This window comes from Janthinobacterium sp. BHSEK (genome assembly GCF_056174685.1).
Genome location: NZ_JBWBYV010000018.1, coordinates 118,951 through 135,840 on the forward strand (window position 1 = coordinate 118,951; position 16,890 = coordinate 135,840).

Genomic DNA, 16,890 nt, shown 5'->3' on the forward strand with positions numbered 1-16,890 from the left:
GTGCGGCAAAAAAGTCCCGATTGACGCGTTCTGCGCAAACGTGCGCGCCTTCCCATGCGCTACAGTGGCGCCATGTCCACACTCCTGTCCTTCCGCTCTTGCCTCGTCCTGCCGTTCGTCCTGATGGCGCTGGGCGCCTGCTCCACACAGGTCGAACTGCGCGCGGCGGCGCAGCAGGAGCAGTGGGGACGTGAAGCCGCTGGCCAGGGCGACTGGGCGCAAGCCATGCGCAGCTACGCGGCCGCGGCCGAGAATGCCGAACTGGGCCATGGCGATGCAGCTTGGCAGGCGCGGCTGCACCACGAAGCGGGTCGCGCCGCCAGCGCCGCCTGCCGCTACGATGCGGCCGCATTTCATTTCCGCCAGGCGATCGCGCTGGCAAAGCAGGCCGGTACATCGAGCGCCCCCAGCGACAAGGCGCTGGAATCGCTACAGGCCGGCAAGCCTTGCGCAGTTCCCCCATGAACGTCGCGCGCACCTTGCTGGCAGCATCCACCCTCTTTACCGGCATGGCGTCCGCGTGCGCCGCCGAGCCGGCGCTCCCCCTATGGGAAGCGGGCGTCTTCGGCGGCACGGCCGTCACGCCCGCCTATCCGGGCGCCAGCGAGCGCTCGACGCGCAGCCTGGCCCTGCCCTATCTGATTTATCGCGGGAAAGTCTTGCGCGCCGACCGTTCCGGCGTGGGCGCGCGCCTGCTCGACACGGATCGCCTCGATTTCGATATCGGTTTTGCCCTGTCCTTGCCGGCCCGTTCCAGCGACGTGCCCGCCCGGCGCGGCATGCCGGACCTGGGCACCCTGGTGGAATTTGGCCCGCGCCTGAAAATCAAGCTGGCCGCACCGACGCAGCACAGCCGCCTGGGCCTGGAACTGCCCCTGCGCGCCGTCCTCGAAGCGCGCGGCGGCCTGCGCCGCCAGGGCGCCACGTTCGAGCCGCGCCTCGTGTATGCGCTGCAAGGCGAGCAGCAGGCATGGCACCTCGACGCCAGCCTCGGCGCCGTGCTGGGCAATGCCGCCATCAACGATTACTTGTATGGCGTCAGCCCCGCGTTTGCCGCCGATGGGCGCCCCGCGTATGTGGCCAAAAGCGGGCTGATGCTCACGCGCCTGGGCCTGGGCGGTTCGTACCGGCTGCATCAGGACTGGCGCGCCTTTGCCTTTTTGCGCTATGACAACTACACAGGCGCCGCCAACCGCGCCAGTCCCCTGTTGCGCCAGAACAGCGGCACCGCGGCCGGCATCGGCCTGATGTGGACATGGCAACGCTCGGAGAGCCTGGCACGGGGACCGGAAGACTAGCGGCAAGGCGGCTTAAAACTCCGTCGTGGCCGACAGCATGACCGTGCGCGGCGCGCCCAGGCCCAGGCTGGTCCATTGCGGCAGCGCCCAGTACGCCCGGTTGCCGACGTTCGTCACGCTGGCGCGCACGGTCAGGGGCCGGCCGGCCGCACGGGTGGCATAGCGGGCGCCCAGGTCAAACACGGTGCGGCCCGGCACGGACAGCGAATTGTCGGCATTGATGTATTGCTTCGATGCCGCCGTCGCATTCGCCGTCAGGGTCACGCCGGGGATGGCGGGCGCATCCCACTCGACGCCCAGCTTCGCTTGCAGCCTGGGCACGCCCGTTGCCTGCTTGCCCTGGTTGGCGCCGCCCACCGTCTTGCTCAAGACCGGATCGACATACGCGACACCGCCCATCAGGCGCACGTCGCGCACGGGCGAACCGAAAAAGCCCCAATCGACGCCGCGGTTGCGCTGCTCGCCGCCGAAAGAGAAGACATTGCTGACCGGATCGACATAGCTGCTGGGCCGTTTGATTTCATACACGCTGACCGTGTGCGCGAACTCGCCCAGGTCGGCCTTGAAGCCAAGCTCCGCCTGCTTCGACTTGTATGGCGCAAAGACTTCGCCCGAATTGGCCGCCGTCAGCGGCGCCGTGGCGCCCTGGCTCAAGCCTTCGATGTAATTGCCGTACAGAGAAACCGTGTTGCTCGCCTTGAGCAGCAGGGCGACGGCTGGCGTGGTGGCGCCTTGGTCGTAACGCGAGGTGCGCGCGCCCGTCTTGATGTTGAAGCTATCGCTGAGCACTTCCTGGCGGCGCAAGCCCACCGTCAGCTGCACCTTGTCTTGCGCAAAGGAAAGCGTATCGACCAGGCCGACGCTAGCCAGGCGCAGCTCCGCCTTGGAAATTTGCGGCGCCTCGAAGCGCGTCGCCGGTCCCCAGACGGGGCGATAGATATTCGTGATCCAATCTTTCGCCAAGGTATTGCGGCGTCCGTACTGCTTGTCCGTGTGGTGATAATACGTGGCGTTGACGGCCCATTGATGGCCGATATCGCCCGTGCGCAGCTTGCCCCGCAAGCCCGCTTCCGCCGACTGTTTCTCCACATCAAAACCCAGGTCCGCAAGATTGGTACGGTAATCGCCGGCCGTGTTGAACACCTGGATCAGATAGGCGCCCGTCGACCGGTAGTCGGCCCGGCTGGCGCCAACGGCGGCATACGCCAATACCTGCCCGCTCACGTCCAGTTCGCCGCGCAGCATGGCGCCCTTGTCCCTGGTGTCGTAAAAAGCCCAGCTGGGATTGAGCAGGGTCTCCGGTTTCGGCGGACGCGGCACGGGCAAGCCGGCGGCCAGGTTGACGCCCCGGTTCAAGCCGTCGGCGCGGTCCTCGCTGCGATACAGGTCGGCGGACAGGCGCGCGCCGTTGCCACGCCAGTCCAGGCCCACGGACACGAGCCGGGTCTTCTTTTGCTGGTGGTCGATGGCACCGTCGCCATCGCGGTAGACGCCGTTGACGCGGATGCCGAACTGTTTATTCTCGCCAAAACGCTGCCCCAGATCAATATGTCCTCCCCATTGCGAGTCCGACATGTACGACGCCGTCACCCGCGCCAGCGGCGTGTCGCCCGCGCGCTTGGGCACGAGGTTGATGCTGCCGCCCACCGAGCCGCCCGGTGGCATGCCGTTGAGCAAGGCCGATGGCCCCTTCAGCACTTCGATGCGCTCGAACATTTCCGGCGAGGTGCGGTAGTACGGCGATATACCGTACAGCCCGCCAAACGCGACGTCGCCGATATTCGAGCTGAAGCCCCGTATCGAGTAGTTTTCGCCGATGATGCCCGTCATGCCGCTGCTGAAGACGGTGGGATCGGTCGCGGCAATCACATCGGTGATGTCGCGCGCCTGCCGGTCTTCGATGAATTTGTCCGTATAGCTGATGGTGTTGAACGGGGTTTCCATGAAATCCTTATCGCCCAGGAAACCCACGCGGCCGCCGGACGCCACCTGCCCGCCGGCATAGGCCTCCGTCATCGCGTTGCCCTTGCCCCACACCGTCACGGCCGGCATGGTCGCGGCGGCCTCGGCTGCGACGCTGTGCGCCGGCTCGCGGCGCACCGTGTAGCTGCCATTGCCCTCGCGCACGGCTTGCAAGCCGTGGCCGCGCAGCAATTCGTAAAAACCCTCGGGCACGCTGTAGCTGCCGGACAGGCCGGCGCTGTTTTTCCCCTGCAGCAGGCCCGCATCCACCGTCAATTCGATGCCCGCCGCCGCCGCGAAGGTGTTGAGCGCCAGGCCCAGCGTTCCCGCCGGCACGCTGAACGCTTGCCGGGCCTGGCCCGCCCCCGCTTGTGCATAGGCCGGCGGGGCCGCCACGCCCAGCGCCCCCACGGTCAAGCCCGTGATGAGCGCCAGTTGCACGGCGGTGGCGATACGGCTCAGGTTCAAGGCGGGAAGGTGGCGTGTCGCCATGCGTGTTGCCATAATTAAGTCCTTTTCAGATGGGATGATTGCTTGTTCTCACCTATCTCCCGAACGAAAAGGCAAAATCCTCAATGCAAATACGAATCATTACCAAAATAACTTACATCACTGGTAACCCTTGAGCACGTCATCGATCACCCGTTTCAGCGACGTCACGCTGGCCGCCGTGATGTACCAGGCATCCGCATCGACGAAGACCACGCGGCCGTTTTTCCAGGCATTGGTCTGGCGCAACAACGGATTGGCCATCTGCTCGGCCGTCATGACGGGACGGTGTTCCATCACGGCCGTGCGGTCCACGACATAGATGATGTCGGGATTGGTTTGCTGGATGAACTCGCTGGATATGGGCTGGCCATGCAAGCCCGCCTCGACGGCCGTGCTGGCCGGTTTGACGCCCAGCGCGTCGAAGACAAAACCGTAGCGCGACTGCACGCCGAACGCGCTGAAGGCGCCGTTGTTGTGCAGCACGATCAGCGCCTTCTCGGGACGGTCCTGCGTCACCTTGCGCGCGGCCGCCACCTGGTCGTCCAGCTCCTGCGCTTTATGACGAGCAATATCCTCCTTGCCGAAGATACGCCCCAGTGTCCCCAAGTGCTGCTTGACCACATCGATGTGCTTGCTCTCGCTGTTCTGGTAATCGACGTCGAAATGCAAGGTCGGCGCGATCTGGCTCAGTTCCTTGTAGTGGTTCGCCTGGATCGAGGTCATCAGCACCAGATCGGGCTGGAGCGCGTGGATATGCTCGAGATTGGGCTGCACGATGGCGCCCAGGTCGCGGATGGCCTCGTCATCCTTGTAGCGGGTAAGAAAGTGCGGCACGTAATCCTTCACCATGCCGGCCACGGGCACGCCCAGTTGGTCGAGAAAATCGACTTCGTTCATGTCGAGCACGGCCACCCTCTGCGGACGATGTGTGACCACCGTCGTGCCCAGCTTGTGCACGATGGTGATGGGCGCGAACGCCTGCGGTGGCGCAGAGGCGGCGGGCGCTGGCGTGGCCGGCTTGTCGGTACAGCCTTGCAAGACGGCCGCGGCGGCAAGCAGCACGGCCAGCACACGGCGGGATTTGTTGCAGATCATGTCAAGCTCCTGTGGGGGTAAAGTAATTGCAGAGGCAGCCGCGTTCATTGCGCACGATATGGAAATCGATGTCGTACAGCGCGCGCAAGCGCTGTTCCGTCACGACCTCGTGGGCGGGGCCGGAAAAGCGCACGGCGCCGTCCTGCATGGCGACGATGTGGTCCGAATAATTGGCGGCGAAATTGATGTCGTGGATCACCAGGACCACGGTGCGCCCCTGTTCGTCGCACAGGCGGCGCAGCGCGCGCATGATCTGCACGGCGTGCTTCATGTCGAGGTTGTTGAGCGGCTCGTCGAGCAGCAGAATATCCGTCTGCTGGGCAATCGTCATGGCCAGGAAGGCCATCTGGCGCTGGCCGCCGCTCAGCTCGTCGACGTAGGCGGTGCGCAGCGCGTCGAGCGACAGAAAGGCGATGGCGTCGGTGATCGCCTGCCGGTCCTGCGCCGTCAGCGCGCCGCGGCTGTAGGGGAAGCGGCCAAAGGCAACCAGCTCTTCCACCGTCAGGCGCAGATGGAAATCGGGAGCCTGGCGCAGGGTAGCCACCTGGCGCGCATACTCCGGGATCTTGATTGAGGCGATATCGCGCCCGCCTATCGTGATCTCGCCACTATTCGCTTCCTGCAGGCGCGCGATAAGCATCAGCAAGGTCGTCTTGCCGGCACCGTTGGGGCCGATCAAGGACGTCACTTTCCCCTTGGGAAACTGCACGCTGACCTTGGCCAGCACGCGCCTGGCGCCGTAGCTTTTTTCGATATGGTTGACGTGGATCATGCTGTGCCTCGGGTGCGGACCATGAGCGTGAGGAAATACGCGCCACACACCAGGTTGACGAGGATGCCGACCGTGGTCCGGTAATTGAAAACGTGCTCGACCAGCAGCTGGGCGGCGAGGAAGATGGCGATGGCGATGCCGCAGCCCAGCGGCAAGGTGACGCGGTGGCGCGCCGTGCGGGCCAGGGCGTAAGTCGTGTTCGCCACAAAGATGCCCATGAAGGCCGTGGGCCCCAGCAAGCTCGTCGACACGGCCACCAGCACGGCGATCAGCGCCAGCTGCAGCTGCACCATGCGCCGGTAATCGATGCCGAGCGAGATGGCCTGCTCGCGCCCCAGCGCCAGCACGTCGAGCGCCGGCAGGGTCTTCGCCACGGCCACGCAGGCGGCGCCCGCCAGCAGGGCCGAGTACAGCAGTTGCACCGGCTGCGCCTTGTTGAACGAGGCCTGGCTGAATCCTTGCAAGATGGCAAATTCGCCCGGACTGATGCGCAGCTGGATGAACTGGGTGAACGTGCCGATCACCATCGTCAGCACAAAGCCCAGCAACAGCAAAAAATATACGTCGTTCCTGCCATCACGAAACAGCCAGGAATGGATGGCCCAGGAATACGCGAGCATCAGCGCGATGGACACGACGAAATTGCCGTTCTGCCCCAGCAGCACCACGCTGTGCATGCCCATCGCGAGGATCAGCAGCGACTGCAGCAGCACATACACGGCCTCGTAACCCATGACGGCCGGCGTCAGGATGCGGTTGCCGGCGATGGTCTGGAAAACGATCGACGACACGGCCACGCAGACGCCGCCGATGGCGATGGCGGCCAGGCGCGCCAGGCGCTTCGGGATGATGTAATCGAGGTCGAAATTGGCGCCGAGGAAGAGGAAAGCCAGCGCCAGGACAAACACGGCCAGCCAGAGCGTGCGCTGCCTGAGGATGCTGATCATCGCCGCCCCCGGATGATCAGCATGAGGAACAGCACCCCGCCCACGCCGCCCGCCGTCAGGCCGATCGGCACTTCGAACGGGTAGATCAGCAGGCGCCCGGCGATGTCGCAGGCCAGCAGCAGCGAGGCGCCGCACAGGGCGACGATGGGCAGGGTGCGGCCCAGGTTGTCGCCGTAGTGCAAGGCCACCAGATTGGGGATGGCCAGCCCGACAAACGGGATGGCCCCTACCGTGATCACCGTGGCCGCCACCGTGACGGCCACCAGCATCAGGCCCAGCGCCACCGTGGCCGCATAGTTCAGGCCCAGGCTGGTCGCGAGCCCCTCGCCCATGCCCAGCACCGTAAAGCGCTGCGCGTACAGATACGCGAGGGCAACGATGGGCAGGACCAGGTAGATGATTTCATAGTTGCCCTGGACGATTTTCGAGAAATCGCCGAGCAGCCAGCCCTGCATGCTTTGCAGGATGTTGTGGCGGTAGGCATAGAACTCGGCCACGGCGCTGAGCACGCCGCCATACACGAGGCCGATGACGGGGACCAGAATCGTGTTCTTGAAACGGATGCGGCGGATCAAGGCCACATACACGAGGCTGGCGACAAGGCAGAAGACCAGCGCGAACGCCATCTTGCCCGCCGTGCCCGCCGTTGGCGCCACGGTCAGCGCGACGAGGATGCCCAGCTTGGCCGCGTCGAGGCCGCCCGACGTGGCCGGCTCGACGAATTTGTTGCGCACGATGTGCTGCAGGATGACGCCGCAGACGGACAGGCCCACGCCCGTCAGCACCAGCGCCGCCAGGCGGGGCAGGCGGCTGGCCGTCAGCGTCAGCCACGTATCACCTGACAGCGCGCCGGAAGACAACGATGGCGACAGCAGCTGCGCCCACTCCATCTGCCGCGCGCCCACCAGCAGCGAGGCGGCGCACAGCAGCAGGAAGACGAAAAACAGACGCGCCTGTATCAAATCGTCATCCCGTTCATGGCTGCTGTGCGGCGGAGGCGATGCGCCAGCCCTTGGCCGCCCGGCGCTGGGCCAGGAAATGCGCATACAGGCCGTTCTGTGCCAGTAAGGCGGCTGGCGCGCCCTGCTCGCGGATCGTGCCACCATCGAGCACGACGATCCGGTCGGCCATGGCCACCGTCGACAACTGGTGCGCGATGACGATCACCGTGCGCTTGCCGCGCAGCCGCGCCAGCGCCCCGGCGATGGCGGCCTGGTTTTCCGCATCGAGCGCGGCCGTCGCCTCGTCGACGAGCAGAATCGGCGCATCCTTGATCAGCGCGCGGGCGATCGCGATGCGCTGGCGTTCGCCGCCGGACAGGCGCGCGCCGCCCTCGCCCACTGGCGTAGCCAGCCCCTGCGGCAGGCGGGCGATGATTTCGGCCACGCCCGCCTGGCGCGCCGCGTCCAGCACCTCGGCATCGGTGGCGCCCGGCTTGCCGATGCGAATGTTATCGCCGATGCTGCCCTGGAACAGATAGCTGTCCTGGAAGATCTGGCTGATCTGCCCTGCCAATTGTTCGCTGGACATGTGCCGCACGTCGACGCCGCCCACCAGCACCGCGCCCTGGCTGGCGTCAAAGAAGCGCGCGACCAGGCGCACCAGGGTCGTCTTGCCGGAGCCGGAAGCGCCGATCAGCGCCGTCATGCTGCCGGGCGCAATCTGCAGATTGATATCCGTCAGTACGTCGGGCTGGTCCTGTGCATAGCGGAAGTGCACCTTGCGCAGCTCGACCGCGCCATCGCGCGGCGCCTGCGGCCCGCCTGCTTCCGGCAGCGGCTGCACGGCGAAAATATCGCGCGCCGCATCGAGCGGGCCGCGCGCGCCGCGCAGCACTTCACCGTAGCTGGCCACTTCCTGCAGCGGGTCGACGAAGCGCACCAGCAGCAGCAAGGCCACGATGACGGCGATGGCGTCCGGCGCAGCGGCTGCACCGCCCAGCACGCTATCGAGCCATAGCGCGGCGGCGGCCAGCAAGGCGGCGAAGACGGCTTGCACGGCCCAGGCGTTGAGCACGGACGACAAGGCCGACAGATAGATCAGCCGCGTGCCCGCGTGGCGCTGCCCGTCGATCGCTTGCTGCAGGAGGCGCGTGCCGCCGCCATCGCCGTTACCATGGAAGGCGCGCAAGACGGATTGCGCTTGCGCAAACTCGACCAGGCGCTGGCTGGTCCGGGCAAAATGGCGGTGATAAGCGTCGTCGGCGCGCTGGCCCAGGTGCGCCGTGAGCCGCAAGGTACCCGCCAGGAGGGGCAGCGCCAGCAGCGCCATCACGCCCAGCTGCCAGTGCAGCGCAAACAGCGCGGCCAGCAATACCACGGGCGTGACGGCGCCGCAGATCACGGGCGTCAATACGTGGGCGGGCAGCTGCGCCACGTTCATCATGCCCTGCGTGATGACATGGCCCAGTTTTGCCGTGTTCTCCGGCGTGAACCAGCCGACGGGCAGGCGCGCCACGTGGTCGCCCAGGCGCTGGCGCGCCCCTTGCAGCACGGTCACGCCCACGCGCACACCGGCTTTTTCCACCTGGCGCCGCCAGGCCCAGCAGACGACCAGCCCGGCCAGCAGCACCAGCAGCCACAGGGCCGCGCCGCCGGCGTCGCCGGCCAGCAGGCGGCCCAGGGCCAGCACCAGCGCCGTGATCGTCAAACCGCTGAGTACGCCATACGCGAGCGCCATGGCAACATAGCGGCGGAACACGGGCGCATCGTCGCCCAGCAGTTGAATGAATGTCTTCAGCATGGGGGCTCCACTTCGTCGGAGGATGGCTGATAGCCGCCCAGCGCCCACAATCGCGCATAGCGGCCCTGGTGGGCGAGCAGGCCGGCATGGCTGCCCTGCTCGGCGATGGCGCCGTTCTCGACGACGATGATGTTGTCGGCATGCATGATGGTGTCGAGCCGGTGCGCGATCACCAGCAGGGTGCGGCCTTGGGCAAAGCGCGACAGCGCATCCTGGATCGCCACCTCGTTTTCTGCATCGGCCGCGGCCGTCGCCTCATCGAGCACCAGCACGTTTGGATCGAGCAGCACGGCGCGGGCGATGCTCACGCGCTGCAGCTCGCCGCCGGACAGTAGCGCATCCTCGCCGATGACGGAATCGTAGCCGCGCGGCAAGGCCAGGATGCGCTCGTGGATGTTCGCCAGGCGCGCCGCGTCTTCGACCTCCCGCAAGCTGGCCGAAGGCCGGCCCAGCCCGATGTTCTCGCGCACGCTGGCGTGGATCAAGCGCACTTCCTGCAGCACGAAACCGATGCGCCGGTACAGCTCGGGCGTGGCGATGTGCCGCAGGTCGACGCCGCCGACGGTGATGCGCCCCTCGGTCGGGTCGAAAAAGCGCAGCAGCAGGCGCGCCAGCGTCGACTTGCCGGAACCGGAGGCGCCGACGATGGCCGTCACCGTGCCGGGGCGCAAGATCAGGTTGATGCCGGACAGCACCTTGTTCTGTCCGTCGTAGGCATAGCCCACGCCTTCCATGCGGATCTCGGTGCCGTTCGGCAACTGCTGCTGGCCGGGCGCCGGCTGCGCCAGCACGGGCGTATCGAGCAAGGCCAGTACGCGCTGGGCCGCGCCCGTGGCGTTATTGAGGTCGTGGGTCAGATAATGGAGCAGCAGCATGGGCGCGGAAATGCCCGGCGCCACCAGGGCGAACGGCAGGATATCCACGGGCGCCATCGCTCCCAGCGCCACGAACACGGTGCCAGCAAGCACCACCACGCCCAGCACGGCGACGGGCGCGATCAGCGCATTGGCATTGGCCATCGAACCGACCAGCGGCCGCGTAAACGCGGCAAACGCGTCGGCAAACGCATCGACGGCCGCGCGGTAGCTGCCATGCGCGCGTCCCGTGGCGCCGAAGGCCTTGACCACGGGAATACCGTTGACGAACTCCACCACGGCATTGTTGATGCGCCCCATGCCGGCGACGAATTGCGCCATATTGCCGCTGCTGGCCTGCATGGCGCGGCCGAAGAACAGGAAAAATCCGGGAAACGGCAGGATGGCGACGAGGGCCAGGCGCCAGTCCATGGCGAACAGATACATGACGGAAATGGCGATGGCGCCCACGGCGCGCCCCGTCGTCGTATAAAAATGCGCGGTGAGGCTGTGCAGGGTGTTGATGTCGTCCTGCATCGCCTGCTTGACCTCGCCCGAGGCCCGGCTGGTGAACCAGCCCAGCGGCACCTGCCCCAGGCGCTGCATGGCTTGCAGGCGCAGCTGATGGGTGAGGCGGTTGTCGGCCAGATGCGCGGCCAACTCGCCCAGCGACATCAGCGCCATGCCGAGGAACAGGCAAGCGACGCTGGCAATGACGATGGGCCAGATATCGCCGTGCGCCTGCGCAGGGGCAAAGGCGATGTGCGCGATCCGCGCGATGCCGGCCATCGGCACCAGGGTGAGCATGGAACCCGTGCCGGCCAGCACGGCGGCGACGATCAGGCGCCCGCGGATGGGGTGCAGTATCCGGCGGATCGGGCCGGCTTGGCTGCTTTGGCTACTCATGGGAAAGAACGTGCATAAGGTCGATGGATAAGGGTGGCTCTCACCCTATATCCCGAACGAGAATGCAAAACCCTCAATCGGCCCCGCGCAATTGTCAGGCAGCGGCCTGGGGAGTGGCTTGAAGCGTCACCCAGTAGCGCGTGCGCGCCACGATTTGCACGGGCAAGGCCAGCGCCAGGTTGTGCAGCGCGCGGTCCGTGTCGCGCAGGGAAAACACGCCGTTGACGCTTAAGCCGGCCACGGCCGGATCGCAGCGCAGCAGGCCGGGGCGGTAGCGGGCCAGTTCCGCGACCAGGGCATCGAGGCGCATGTTGTCGGCCACCAGCACGCCCTTGCTCCAGGCCGCCGCGCTGGCCGGCACGGGAGCGGCAGACTGCACGATGTCGGCCGAAAAGATGGCGCCGTAGCCCGTGGCGACGCCCACGGCGTTGCCGGGCGCATGCGCGAGGCGTATCTCGACGGCGCCCTCGAACACGGCGACGCGCGACGTGTGCTCATCTTGCCGCAAAGTAAAACGCGTACCGAGCGCCCGTACCGTGCCGTGGCGTCCCTGCACGCGGAACGGCCGCTGCGCCGGATCGTGGGCCGTGGTGACGAGGATTTCGCCGCTGCGCAGGATCAGCCGGCGCTCGCTGGCGTCGAAGCGCACGTCGATGGCGGAAGCCGAGGCCAGCATGACGCGCGTGCCGTCAGGCAAGATAATCTCGCGGATCTCGCCGGTGGCCGTGCCGTGGCCGGCCGTGGCCACTTGCCAGGCATCCGTGCCGCGCGCCGCATACAGCATGCCGCCCACGGGCAGCAGCACGGCCAGCAGTTTCAGGGCACGGCGGCGGTTCAGGTAGGCGGCCGGTGCCGGTTCCCGCAGCGCGTGCCGGGCCGCATCGCGCGGCACGCTGTGCAGCTTGCCCTCGAACGCCTGCAAACGCTGCCAGGCGAGGTCGTGGTGCGGATGGGCGGCGCACCAGCGGGCACAGGCAGCCCGGTCTTCGTCACTGGCGTCATCGGACCACAGGCGCGCCATCCACTGGGCCGCCTGCTGCACGATGGCGGGCGCAATCACCGCATCCATGGCTCAGGCGTCCGGCGCGTGCAAGGCCTGGTAGCAGGCCAGCAAACCGGCGGCGATGTATTTTTCCACGGACGAGACCGACACCTGCAATTCGGCGGCGATGTCGCGGTAGCTCAGGCCGTCGAGTTTGCACAGCAGCAGGGCCTTGCGCGCCTTGGCGGGCAAGCGGTGCAGCACCGCATCGATTTCCGTCAGCGCCTCGATCACCAGCGCGCGCTCCTCCTCGGACGGCGCCAGCGACTCGGGCACCAGGGCCAGCACTTCCAGGTAGGCCGTCTCGATCTGGCGGCGGCGGTACAGGTCGATGACCATGCCGTTGGCGATCTGCGTCAGGTGGCGGCGCGACTCCCCGGCCGGCGGCACCCTGCCCGTCTTCATCAGGTGCAGGTACACGTCGTGCGCCAGGTCGGCCGCATCGCAGGCATTGCCCAGCTTACGGCGCAACAAGCCACGCAGCCAGCGGTGGTGGTCGGTGTACAGACTGCTGACTTGCTGCTGTAGCGCTAACTCGGCGGTGCTCACGATACCCTTCCTGTGGTCGATGGCCAGCGAGACGGCAGGCACATCAATATAAATGAGAATTATTCTCATTGTAAGCGCAGTGACGAGGAAAGCGCAATACGGCAACGGGCGGCAAACGCTGTCAGCCCTGCCGCCGGACAGGCCTGATCAGCCTGAAGGCAGCCCACAGCGCAGGCCTGTAGATGTGCAATGCGGCAATGAGCAACACGCACCATGCGAGCGGTGCAAGCGGCCCCAGGCGCTGGGCAAAAAACGCGTGGCCCGCCGCCAGCAGCGACAAGAAGACGATGCCGGGATAGATGGGACGGCGCGGCAGCGGGCGCCAGACGCGCATGCCCAGTTCCGTCCTGGCGACAAAATACACGAGGAAACCCAGCAGCTGCGCCACGGCAGCCCCCGTGGCGCCGCAGCGCGGCACCAGCACGGCGCCGGCCAGCAGCGTGCCCAGCAAGCCTGCCGCGAAGGCCGCGATCGATAATGCAGGACGGCGGGCCAGATTGATGCCGACGCCGGTCACTTCCGCCAGGGCATACAACAGGGGCTGGCCCACGGTAGCCACCGCCAGGTACGCAACGCCATGGTAGTTGCGAGGCAAGACCCATCCGATCAGCCAGGCCAGGGCGCCGGCCAGGCAAAAACCCACTACCACGATGGCCTGTGCATGGCGGCAAATGGCCGCAATATTCGACAGGTCACCGCCGGCGGCGGCCCATTTGTGCACTTGCGGCACCCAGACTATCGTAAAAATCGATTGCACCAGCCAGGCACCGGCGGCCACGCGCATGGCCAGCGCATAAATACCGAGCTCGTCAAAGCCGGCAAAGAAACGCAGCAAGCCCATGCCGGCCGACAGCATGGACAAGTAGCCAATGGCGCTCACCAGCAGGGGCCCCGCTTCGGCAAGCAGGCGCCGCAGCAGCACCCGGTCTACGGCGGCGCGCCAGGCCTGCGCCAGCGATATGCGCGCATGCCACAGCAGCCATAAGGTGACCATCCAGGTGGTGGCCACGACCAAGCTCGCCAGGTGCACGAAATTGCGCTGCGGGTCCCACCACAAAACAGGCAGCAGCACCAGCAGCGACATTTTCGGCAACACCTGCGCCAGGCCGAATACCCAGGCGCGCTCCTGCATGCGAAAGAGCTGCGCGATCAGGCGATTGGCCAGGGCGCTCAGCATGCCGGCTGCAAACAGAATGGCCAATGCAGGTTGCGCCACATCAAATAACAGTTGCGCTACCGGCGCCGCAAATACGAGTATCACGGCCAAGGCCACGGGCGCGAGCAGCACGGCCGGCAGCAAACATGCTTTCAGCAGGCCGCTACGACTCGTGCTGTAGTGGTATTCATGCAGGAAGGCCTTGTCCAGCCCCAGCGACAGCAACAAACCGGCCACCGTGCACGCTGTCATGAAGAAATCCAGCCTGCCGATGTCGGCAGGCGGAAACAGCCAGGCCACGGCAGGCACGGTGGCAAGGCTGCACAGCAGCGACAAAATGGGGCCGGCTGAAAAACCCGCGAGACGAGTCAGGCGCATCGTTCAGCCGGCCCGGGCATCTCACCCATGCCTGTCATTGGAGAAGCGATAGGGTACCGTGTCCGAATCGGCCGGCACGCGCCAGTGGTCCGGCGCATCATAGCGATACGCATGGTCCACCGCATTGACGAGGATGGCCGGCGTGCCGCAATAATTCTGCACGCCATGCCAGACGCGCGGCGGCACGACGAGCAGGCCGGGACGCCTGGTGCCCAGCTTGAATTCGTTGAGCATGCCAAAGGTCGGCGAATCCGCACGCGCGTCGTACAGCACCACGCGCATCTGGCCCGCCGCCACGAACAGGCGGTCCGTCGTGATGGCATGCGCATGCCAGGCGCTCAGTCCGCCCGGCTCCAGGGTCGAGGCGAATATCTGGCCGATCTGCGCCGCATCGGGTACCCATTCAGTACGGAAAATCTCAGTCAGGCTGCCGTACGCCGTCAACACAGGCTTGATTTCCTGGAAGATCACGCCATCGATCAAGGACGGCGCCGTCGGCTTCCATTCCTTGGTAATGCTTTCGCCATCCTGTTTCGCGCCAGCCAACAACCAGTTATCTTTCTCAGCCACCAGATCTACCCCTAGAAATTTTTATAAAAATGCTCTTATGTATTACAACGGTATTATCTATCGCCGCGGCAGGTCCTTCAATCCCCGGCGGCGGCGCAATTCACGTAGAAATGCGCCTTTCCGCCAATACCTGAGCCAATAGATCGGTTGTGGTGGCCATAGCCCCAATAAATAAAAGATTCGTCGTAGCAAAGCTTTCGCGGCAAGCACTGCACACTGGATCGGAGAAATGTAGCGTTCACGACTCAGCTTGCCACAAATTGCTGCGACAGCTTGTAAAATATTCACGGGATTTTGCATGTGCTCCCACCAGAACGCGTGTTCACTGTGCTGCCGCTCAAGGTACGCATTGCTGCGTCTGCCAGACTGGATCAGGATGGCGCCGATACGGGGCTGGGCCAGCATCGGCCGCCCCGCACGATACACGCGGTGCAGCCACGCCTGCGATGGCCAGCAACGCAGCTCCCAAGATGGTTGCCATGGACCAATTTCCAAGGCCAGTTCACGCCGCATCACCCACAAGGTAGCCGGCACGTTCATCCACGGACGATAGGCACTCAGTTCGGCAGTTAGCGCCCCCTCGATGTGATCTCCCGACATGCCGATCCCCAGCCCTTGATCAAAGACCAGGTCGACACCGGTGCGCTCGAGAAGATCGATACTGGTTTGCAAATGATCGGGCAGCCACAAATCATCGTGATTCAGGAATGCCAGATAGGTGCCACGCGCCAGGCTGACGCCCATATTATTTGGCCCCGTCTGCTCGCCGTAATTGGTCTGCAGATTCACAAAGCGGATACGTGCGTCGGCAAACGCGGCGACCACCTCAGCGGTATCGTCGGTGCAGCAATCGCCGACGACGATCAGTTCCCAATCCTGTACGGTGCCGGCGAGGGCCGACTGAATCGCATAGCCGAGGATATTGCTCCGGTTATACGTGGCCATGACAATGGAAACTAGCGGTTGTTTCTCTGACGCCATAACAGGCCTTTCACATCACAGACAAAAAAATGCCGCCCAAATACATTGAGCGGCATTTCATAATAGACAAATGCAATAGCTTGCTGGCGCTCGCCAGCAAGCATCTCCCCTTAGACGTTGAACAGGAATTATTACCTTAAACAGCGCATATTGATTGGAAAGTGGACGCATAGTCTACATTGCATAGTCACTTCCATATACATTTTTTTTGTTCCGGCCCTCAAAACAACGCTATGCAATGCATTCACTTAAGCTCCGGTGACTAATGAATAGCACCCGACTTCAAGACCATCATTTTTCCATGCTCAAGTAACTCAAGAACATCTTTCTACGCGCGTGCAGCCAGCTTACACAGCACGAATAGAGATGGGTTACCTCCTGCTGCTCGGCTGGGAGAACCGCGCCATCACGCCGGCATCGCTTCGGCGCAATCGTGCGGCGCCAGCCGCCGGGTCACGATGGCGCCGCCGTACAGCGGCAGGCACAGACTGGCGACGCCGGCGTCACGCTCGCACCAGGAGCGGACAAAATAGACACCGGCGTCAGGATGCGCCGCATCACGCACGCGCGCCACGCCAGCCGTCGTTGTTGGCTCGAAGCGCAAGCTGCGCAGGTCGGATTGCAATCCCGTTCCCAGCGCCTTGCAATAAGCCTCCTTCTGCACCCACAGACGGTAAAGAAAGCGCTGGCGCAGCGCTGGCGACAGTGCCGCCAGCGCTGCCTGCTCATCGGAATGACATATCAGGTGGACCAGTTCTTCCATCCGTATGTGCTCGCGCGCAGTGTTTTCGATATCGATCCCGACCGGATGCGGCGAGAGCGCGATCAGAGAACGGCCATCCGTGTGCGACACATTGAAGTGACCCGACATACCCACCGCCTCCGGCTTGCCCGCCCAGCCGTAACGCAACACGATCTGCGCCGGGTCCAGGCCGGCATGGCCGGCCAGGAGCAGCCGCAAGATGCTGCGGCAGCGCCGGTAGTGTGCGGCCAGCCGGGCGGTGCGGTAACGCTTGGCCTTGTCCTCCTCGTCCTGGCTTAGCACATGCTGGAAGCGATCCCAGCCTGTGTCGTCCAGGTCCGCCCGCCAGATTTGCGCGACAGTGGCGGCGGCCGGGGCAAAGGTGTTGGGGACGGCCTCAGGCC

15 protein-coding genes are annotated in these 16,890 nt (G+C 65.2%); 2 read left to right on the plus strand and 13 right to left on the minus strand.

The genetic code is table 11. The features are described 5' to 3' along the window. The first annotated feature begins 72 nt into the window (after nt 1-72). Nucleotides 73-465, plus strand: coding sequence for a hypothetical protein (locus tag AC0V2Y_RS08920; RefSeq protein ID WP_475417107.1), 393 nt, complete (start codon nt 73-75; stop codon nt 463-465). After that, entirely contained in the window at nt 462-1,298 is an 837-nt protein-coding gene (locus tag AC0V2Y_RS08925; protein ID WP_475417106.1) for a MipA/OmpV family protein, read from the plus strand. The genes AC0V2Y_RS08920 and AC0V2Y_RS08925 overlap by 4 nt, the downstream gene beginning before the upstream one ends. Before the next feature lie 12 nt (nt 1,299-1,310). Here the strand turns inward: AC0V2Y_RS08925 and AC0V2Y_RS08930 are convergent, their stop codons facing one another. The 13 genes from AC0V2Y_RS08930 to AC0V2Y_RS08990 form a co-directional block, all read right to left on the minus strand. Then, a complete protein-coding gene (locus AC0V2Y_RS08930) occupies nt 1,311-3,752 on the minus strand; it encodes a TonB-dependent siderophore receptor (protein ID WP_475417105.1) in 2,442 nt (813 codons plus the stop codon). Between the two features lie 117 nt (nt 3,753-3,869). Next, nucleotides 3,870-4,847 carry a siderophore ABC transporter substrate-binding protein gene (locus tag AC0V2Y_RS08935; RefSeq protein WP_475417104.1) on the minus strand — a complete coding sequence of 326 codons (978 nt, stop codon included), beginning with the start codon at nt 4,845-4,847 and terminating at the stop codon, nt 3,870-3,872. A gap of 1 nt (nt 4,848) precedes the next feature. Continuing rightward, entirely contained in the window at nt 4,849-5,619 is a 771-nt protein-coding gene (locus tag AC0V2Y_RS08940; protein WP_475417103.1) for an iron ABC transporter ATP-binding protein, read from the minus strand. After that, the gene (locus tag AC0V2Y_RS08945; RefSeq protein ID WP_475417102.1) at nt 5,616-6,566 is read right to left on the minus strand and encodes an iron chelate uptake ABC transporter family permease subunit; all 951 of its coding nucleotides are present in this window, start codon (nt 6,564-6,566) and stop codon (nt 5,616-5,618) included. The genes AC0V2Y_RS08940 and AC0V2Y_RS08945 overlap by 4 nt, the downstream gene beginning before the upstream one ends. Continuing rightward, nucleotides 6,563-7,525 (minus strand): ABC transporter permease, encoded by a 963-nt coding sequence (locus AC0V2Y_RS08950; protein WP_475417193.1) that lies wholly within the window; start codon nt 7,523-7,525, stop codon nt 6,563-6,565. The genes AC0V2Y_RS08945 and AC0V2Y_RS08950 overlap by 4 nt, the downstream gene beginning before the upstream one ends. 16 nt (nt 7,526-7,541) lie before the next feature. Continuing rightward, the gene (locus AC0V2Y_RS08955; protein ID WP_475417101.1) at nt 7,542-9,308 is read right to left on the minus strand and encodes an ABC transporter ATP-binding protein; all 1,767 of its coding nucleotides are present in this window, start codon (nt 9,306-9,308) and stop codon (nt 7,542-7,544) included. Next, a complete protein-coding gene (locus AC0V2Y_RS08960; protein WP_475417100.1) occupies nt 9,302-11,068 on the minus strand; it encodes an ABC transporter ATP-binding protein in 1,767 nt (588 codons plus the stop codon). Before AC0V2Y_RS08960 ends, AC0V2Y_RS08955 begins: the two co-directional genes overlap by 7 nt. Before the next feature lie 94 nt (nt 11,069-11,162). Next, the gene (locus AC0V2Y_RS08965; RefSeq protein ID WP_475417099.1) at nt 11,163-12,137 is read right to left on the minus strand and encodes a FecR domain-containing protein; all 975 of its coding nucleotides are present in this window, start codon (nt 12,135-12,137) and stop codon (nt 11,163-11,165) included. A gap of 3 nt (nt 12,138-12,140) precedes the next feature. After that, complete coding sequence (locus AC0V2Y_RS08970; protein WP_475417098.1) at nt 12,141-12,659, minus strand: sigma-70 family RNA polymerase sigma factor; 519 nt, start codon at nt 12,657-12,659, stop codon at nt 12,141-12,143. A 121-nt stretch (nt 12,660-12,780) separates the two neighbouring features. Continuing rightward, nucleotides 12,781-14,193, minus strand: a complete 1,413-nt coding sequence (locus AC0V2Y_RS08975; RefSeq protein ID WP_475417097.1) for a lipopolysaccharide biosynthesis protein — start codon at nt 14,191-14,193, stop codon at nt 12,781-12,783. Nucleotides 14,194-14,214: 21 nt separating this feature from the next. Beyond that, nucleotides 14,215-14,763: a dTDP-4-dehydrorhamnose 3,5-epimerase family protein gene (locus AC0V2Y_RS08980; RefSeq protein WP_475417096.1), complete on the minus strand. Its 549-nt coding sequence runs from the start codon at nt 14,761-14,763 to the stop codon at nt 14,215-14,217. A 57-nt stretch (nt 14,764-14,820) separates the two neighbouring features. Further along, the gene (locus AC0V2Y_RS08985) at nt 14,821-15,708 is read right to left on the minus strand and encodes a glycosyltransferase family 2 protein (protein WP_475418331.1); all 888 of its coding nucleotides are present in this window, start codon (nt 15,706-15,708) and stop codon (nt 14,821-14,823) included. A gap of 442 nt (nt 15,709-16,150) precedes the next feature. Continuing rightward, a partial coding sequence (locus tag AC0V2Y_RS08990; protein WP_475418332.1) for a 4'-phosphopantetheinyl transferase family protein occupies nt 16,151-16,890 on the minus strand: 740 nt, incomplete at its 5' end.

Coding starts and splice junctions, on each gene's coding strand:
- AC0V2Y_RS08955 (WP_475417101.1), bottom strand. CDS start 9,308: ATGCTGAAGACATTCATTCAACTGCTGGGCGACGATGCGCCCGTGTTC.
- AC0V2Y_RS08925 (WP_475417106.1), top strand. CDS start 462: ATGAACGTCGCGCGCACCTTGCTGGCAGCATCCACCCTCTTTACCGGC.
- AC0V2Y_RS08920 (WP_475417107.1), top strand. CDS start 73: ATGTCCACACTCCTGTCCTTCCGCTCTTGCCTCGTCCTGCCGTTCGTC.
- AC0V2Y_RS08975 (WP_475417097.1), bottom strand. CDS start 14,193: ATGCGCCTGACTCGTCTCGCGGGTTTTTCAGCCGGCCCCATTTTGTCG.
- AC0V2Y_RS08960 (WP_475417100.1), bottom strand. CDS start 11,068: ATGAGTAGCCAAAGCAGCCAAGCCGGCCCGATCCGCCGGATACTGCAC.
- AC0V2Y_RS08940 (WP_475417103.1), bottom strand. CDS start 5,619: ATGATCCACGTCAACCATATCGAAAAAAGCTACGGCGCCAGGCGCGTG.
- AC0V2Y_RS08935 (WP_475417104.1), bottom strand. CDS start 4,847: ATGATCTGCAACAAATCCCGCCGTGTGCTGGCCGTGCTGCTTGCCGCC.
- AC0V2Y_RS08985 (WP_475418331.1), bottom strand. CDS start 15,708: ATGGCCACGTATAACCGGAGCAATATCCTCGGCTATGCGATTCAGTCG.
- AC0V2Y_RS08945 (WP_475417102.1), bottom strand. CDS start 6,566: ATGATCAGCATCCTCAGGCAGCGCACGCTCTGGCTGGCCGTGTTTGTC.
- AC0V2Y_RS08930 (WP_475417105.1), bottom strand. CDS start 3,752: ATGGCGACACGCCACCTTCCCGCCTTGAACCTGAGCCGTATCGCCACC.
- AC0V2Y_RS08965 (WP_475417099.1), bottom strand. CDS start 12,137: ATGGATGCGGTGATTGCGCCCGCCATCGTGCAGCAGGCGGCCCAGTGG.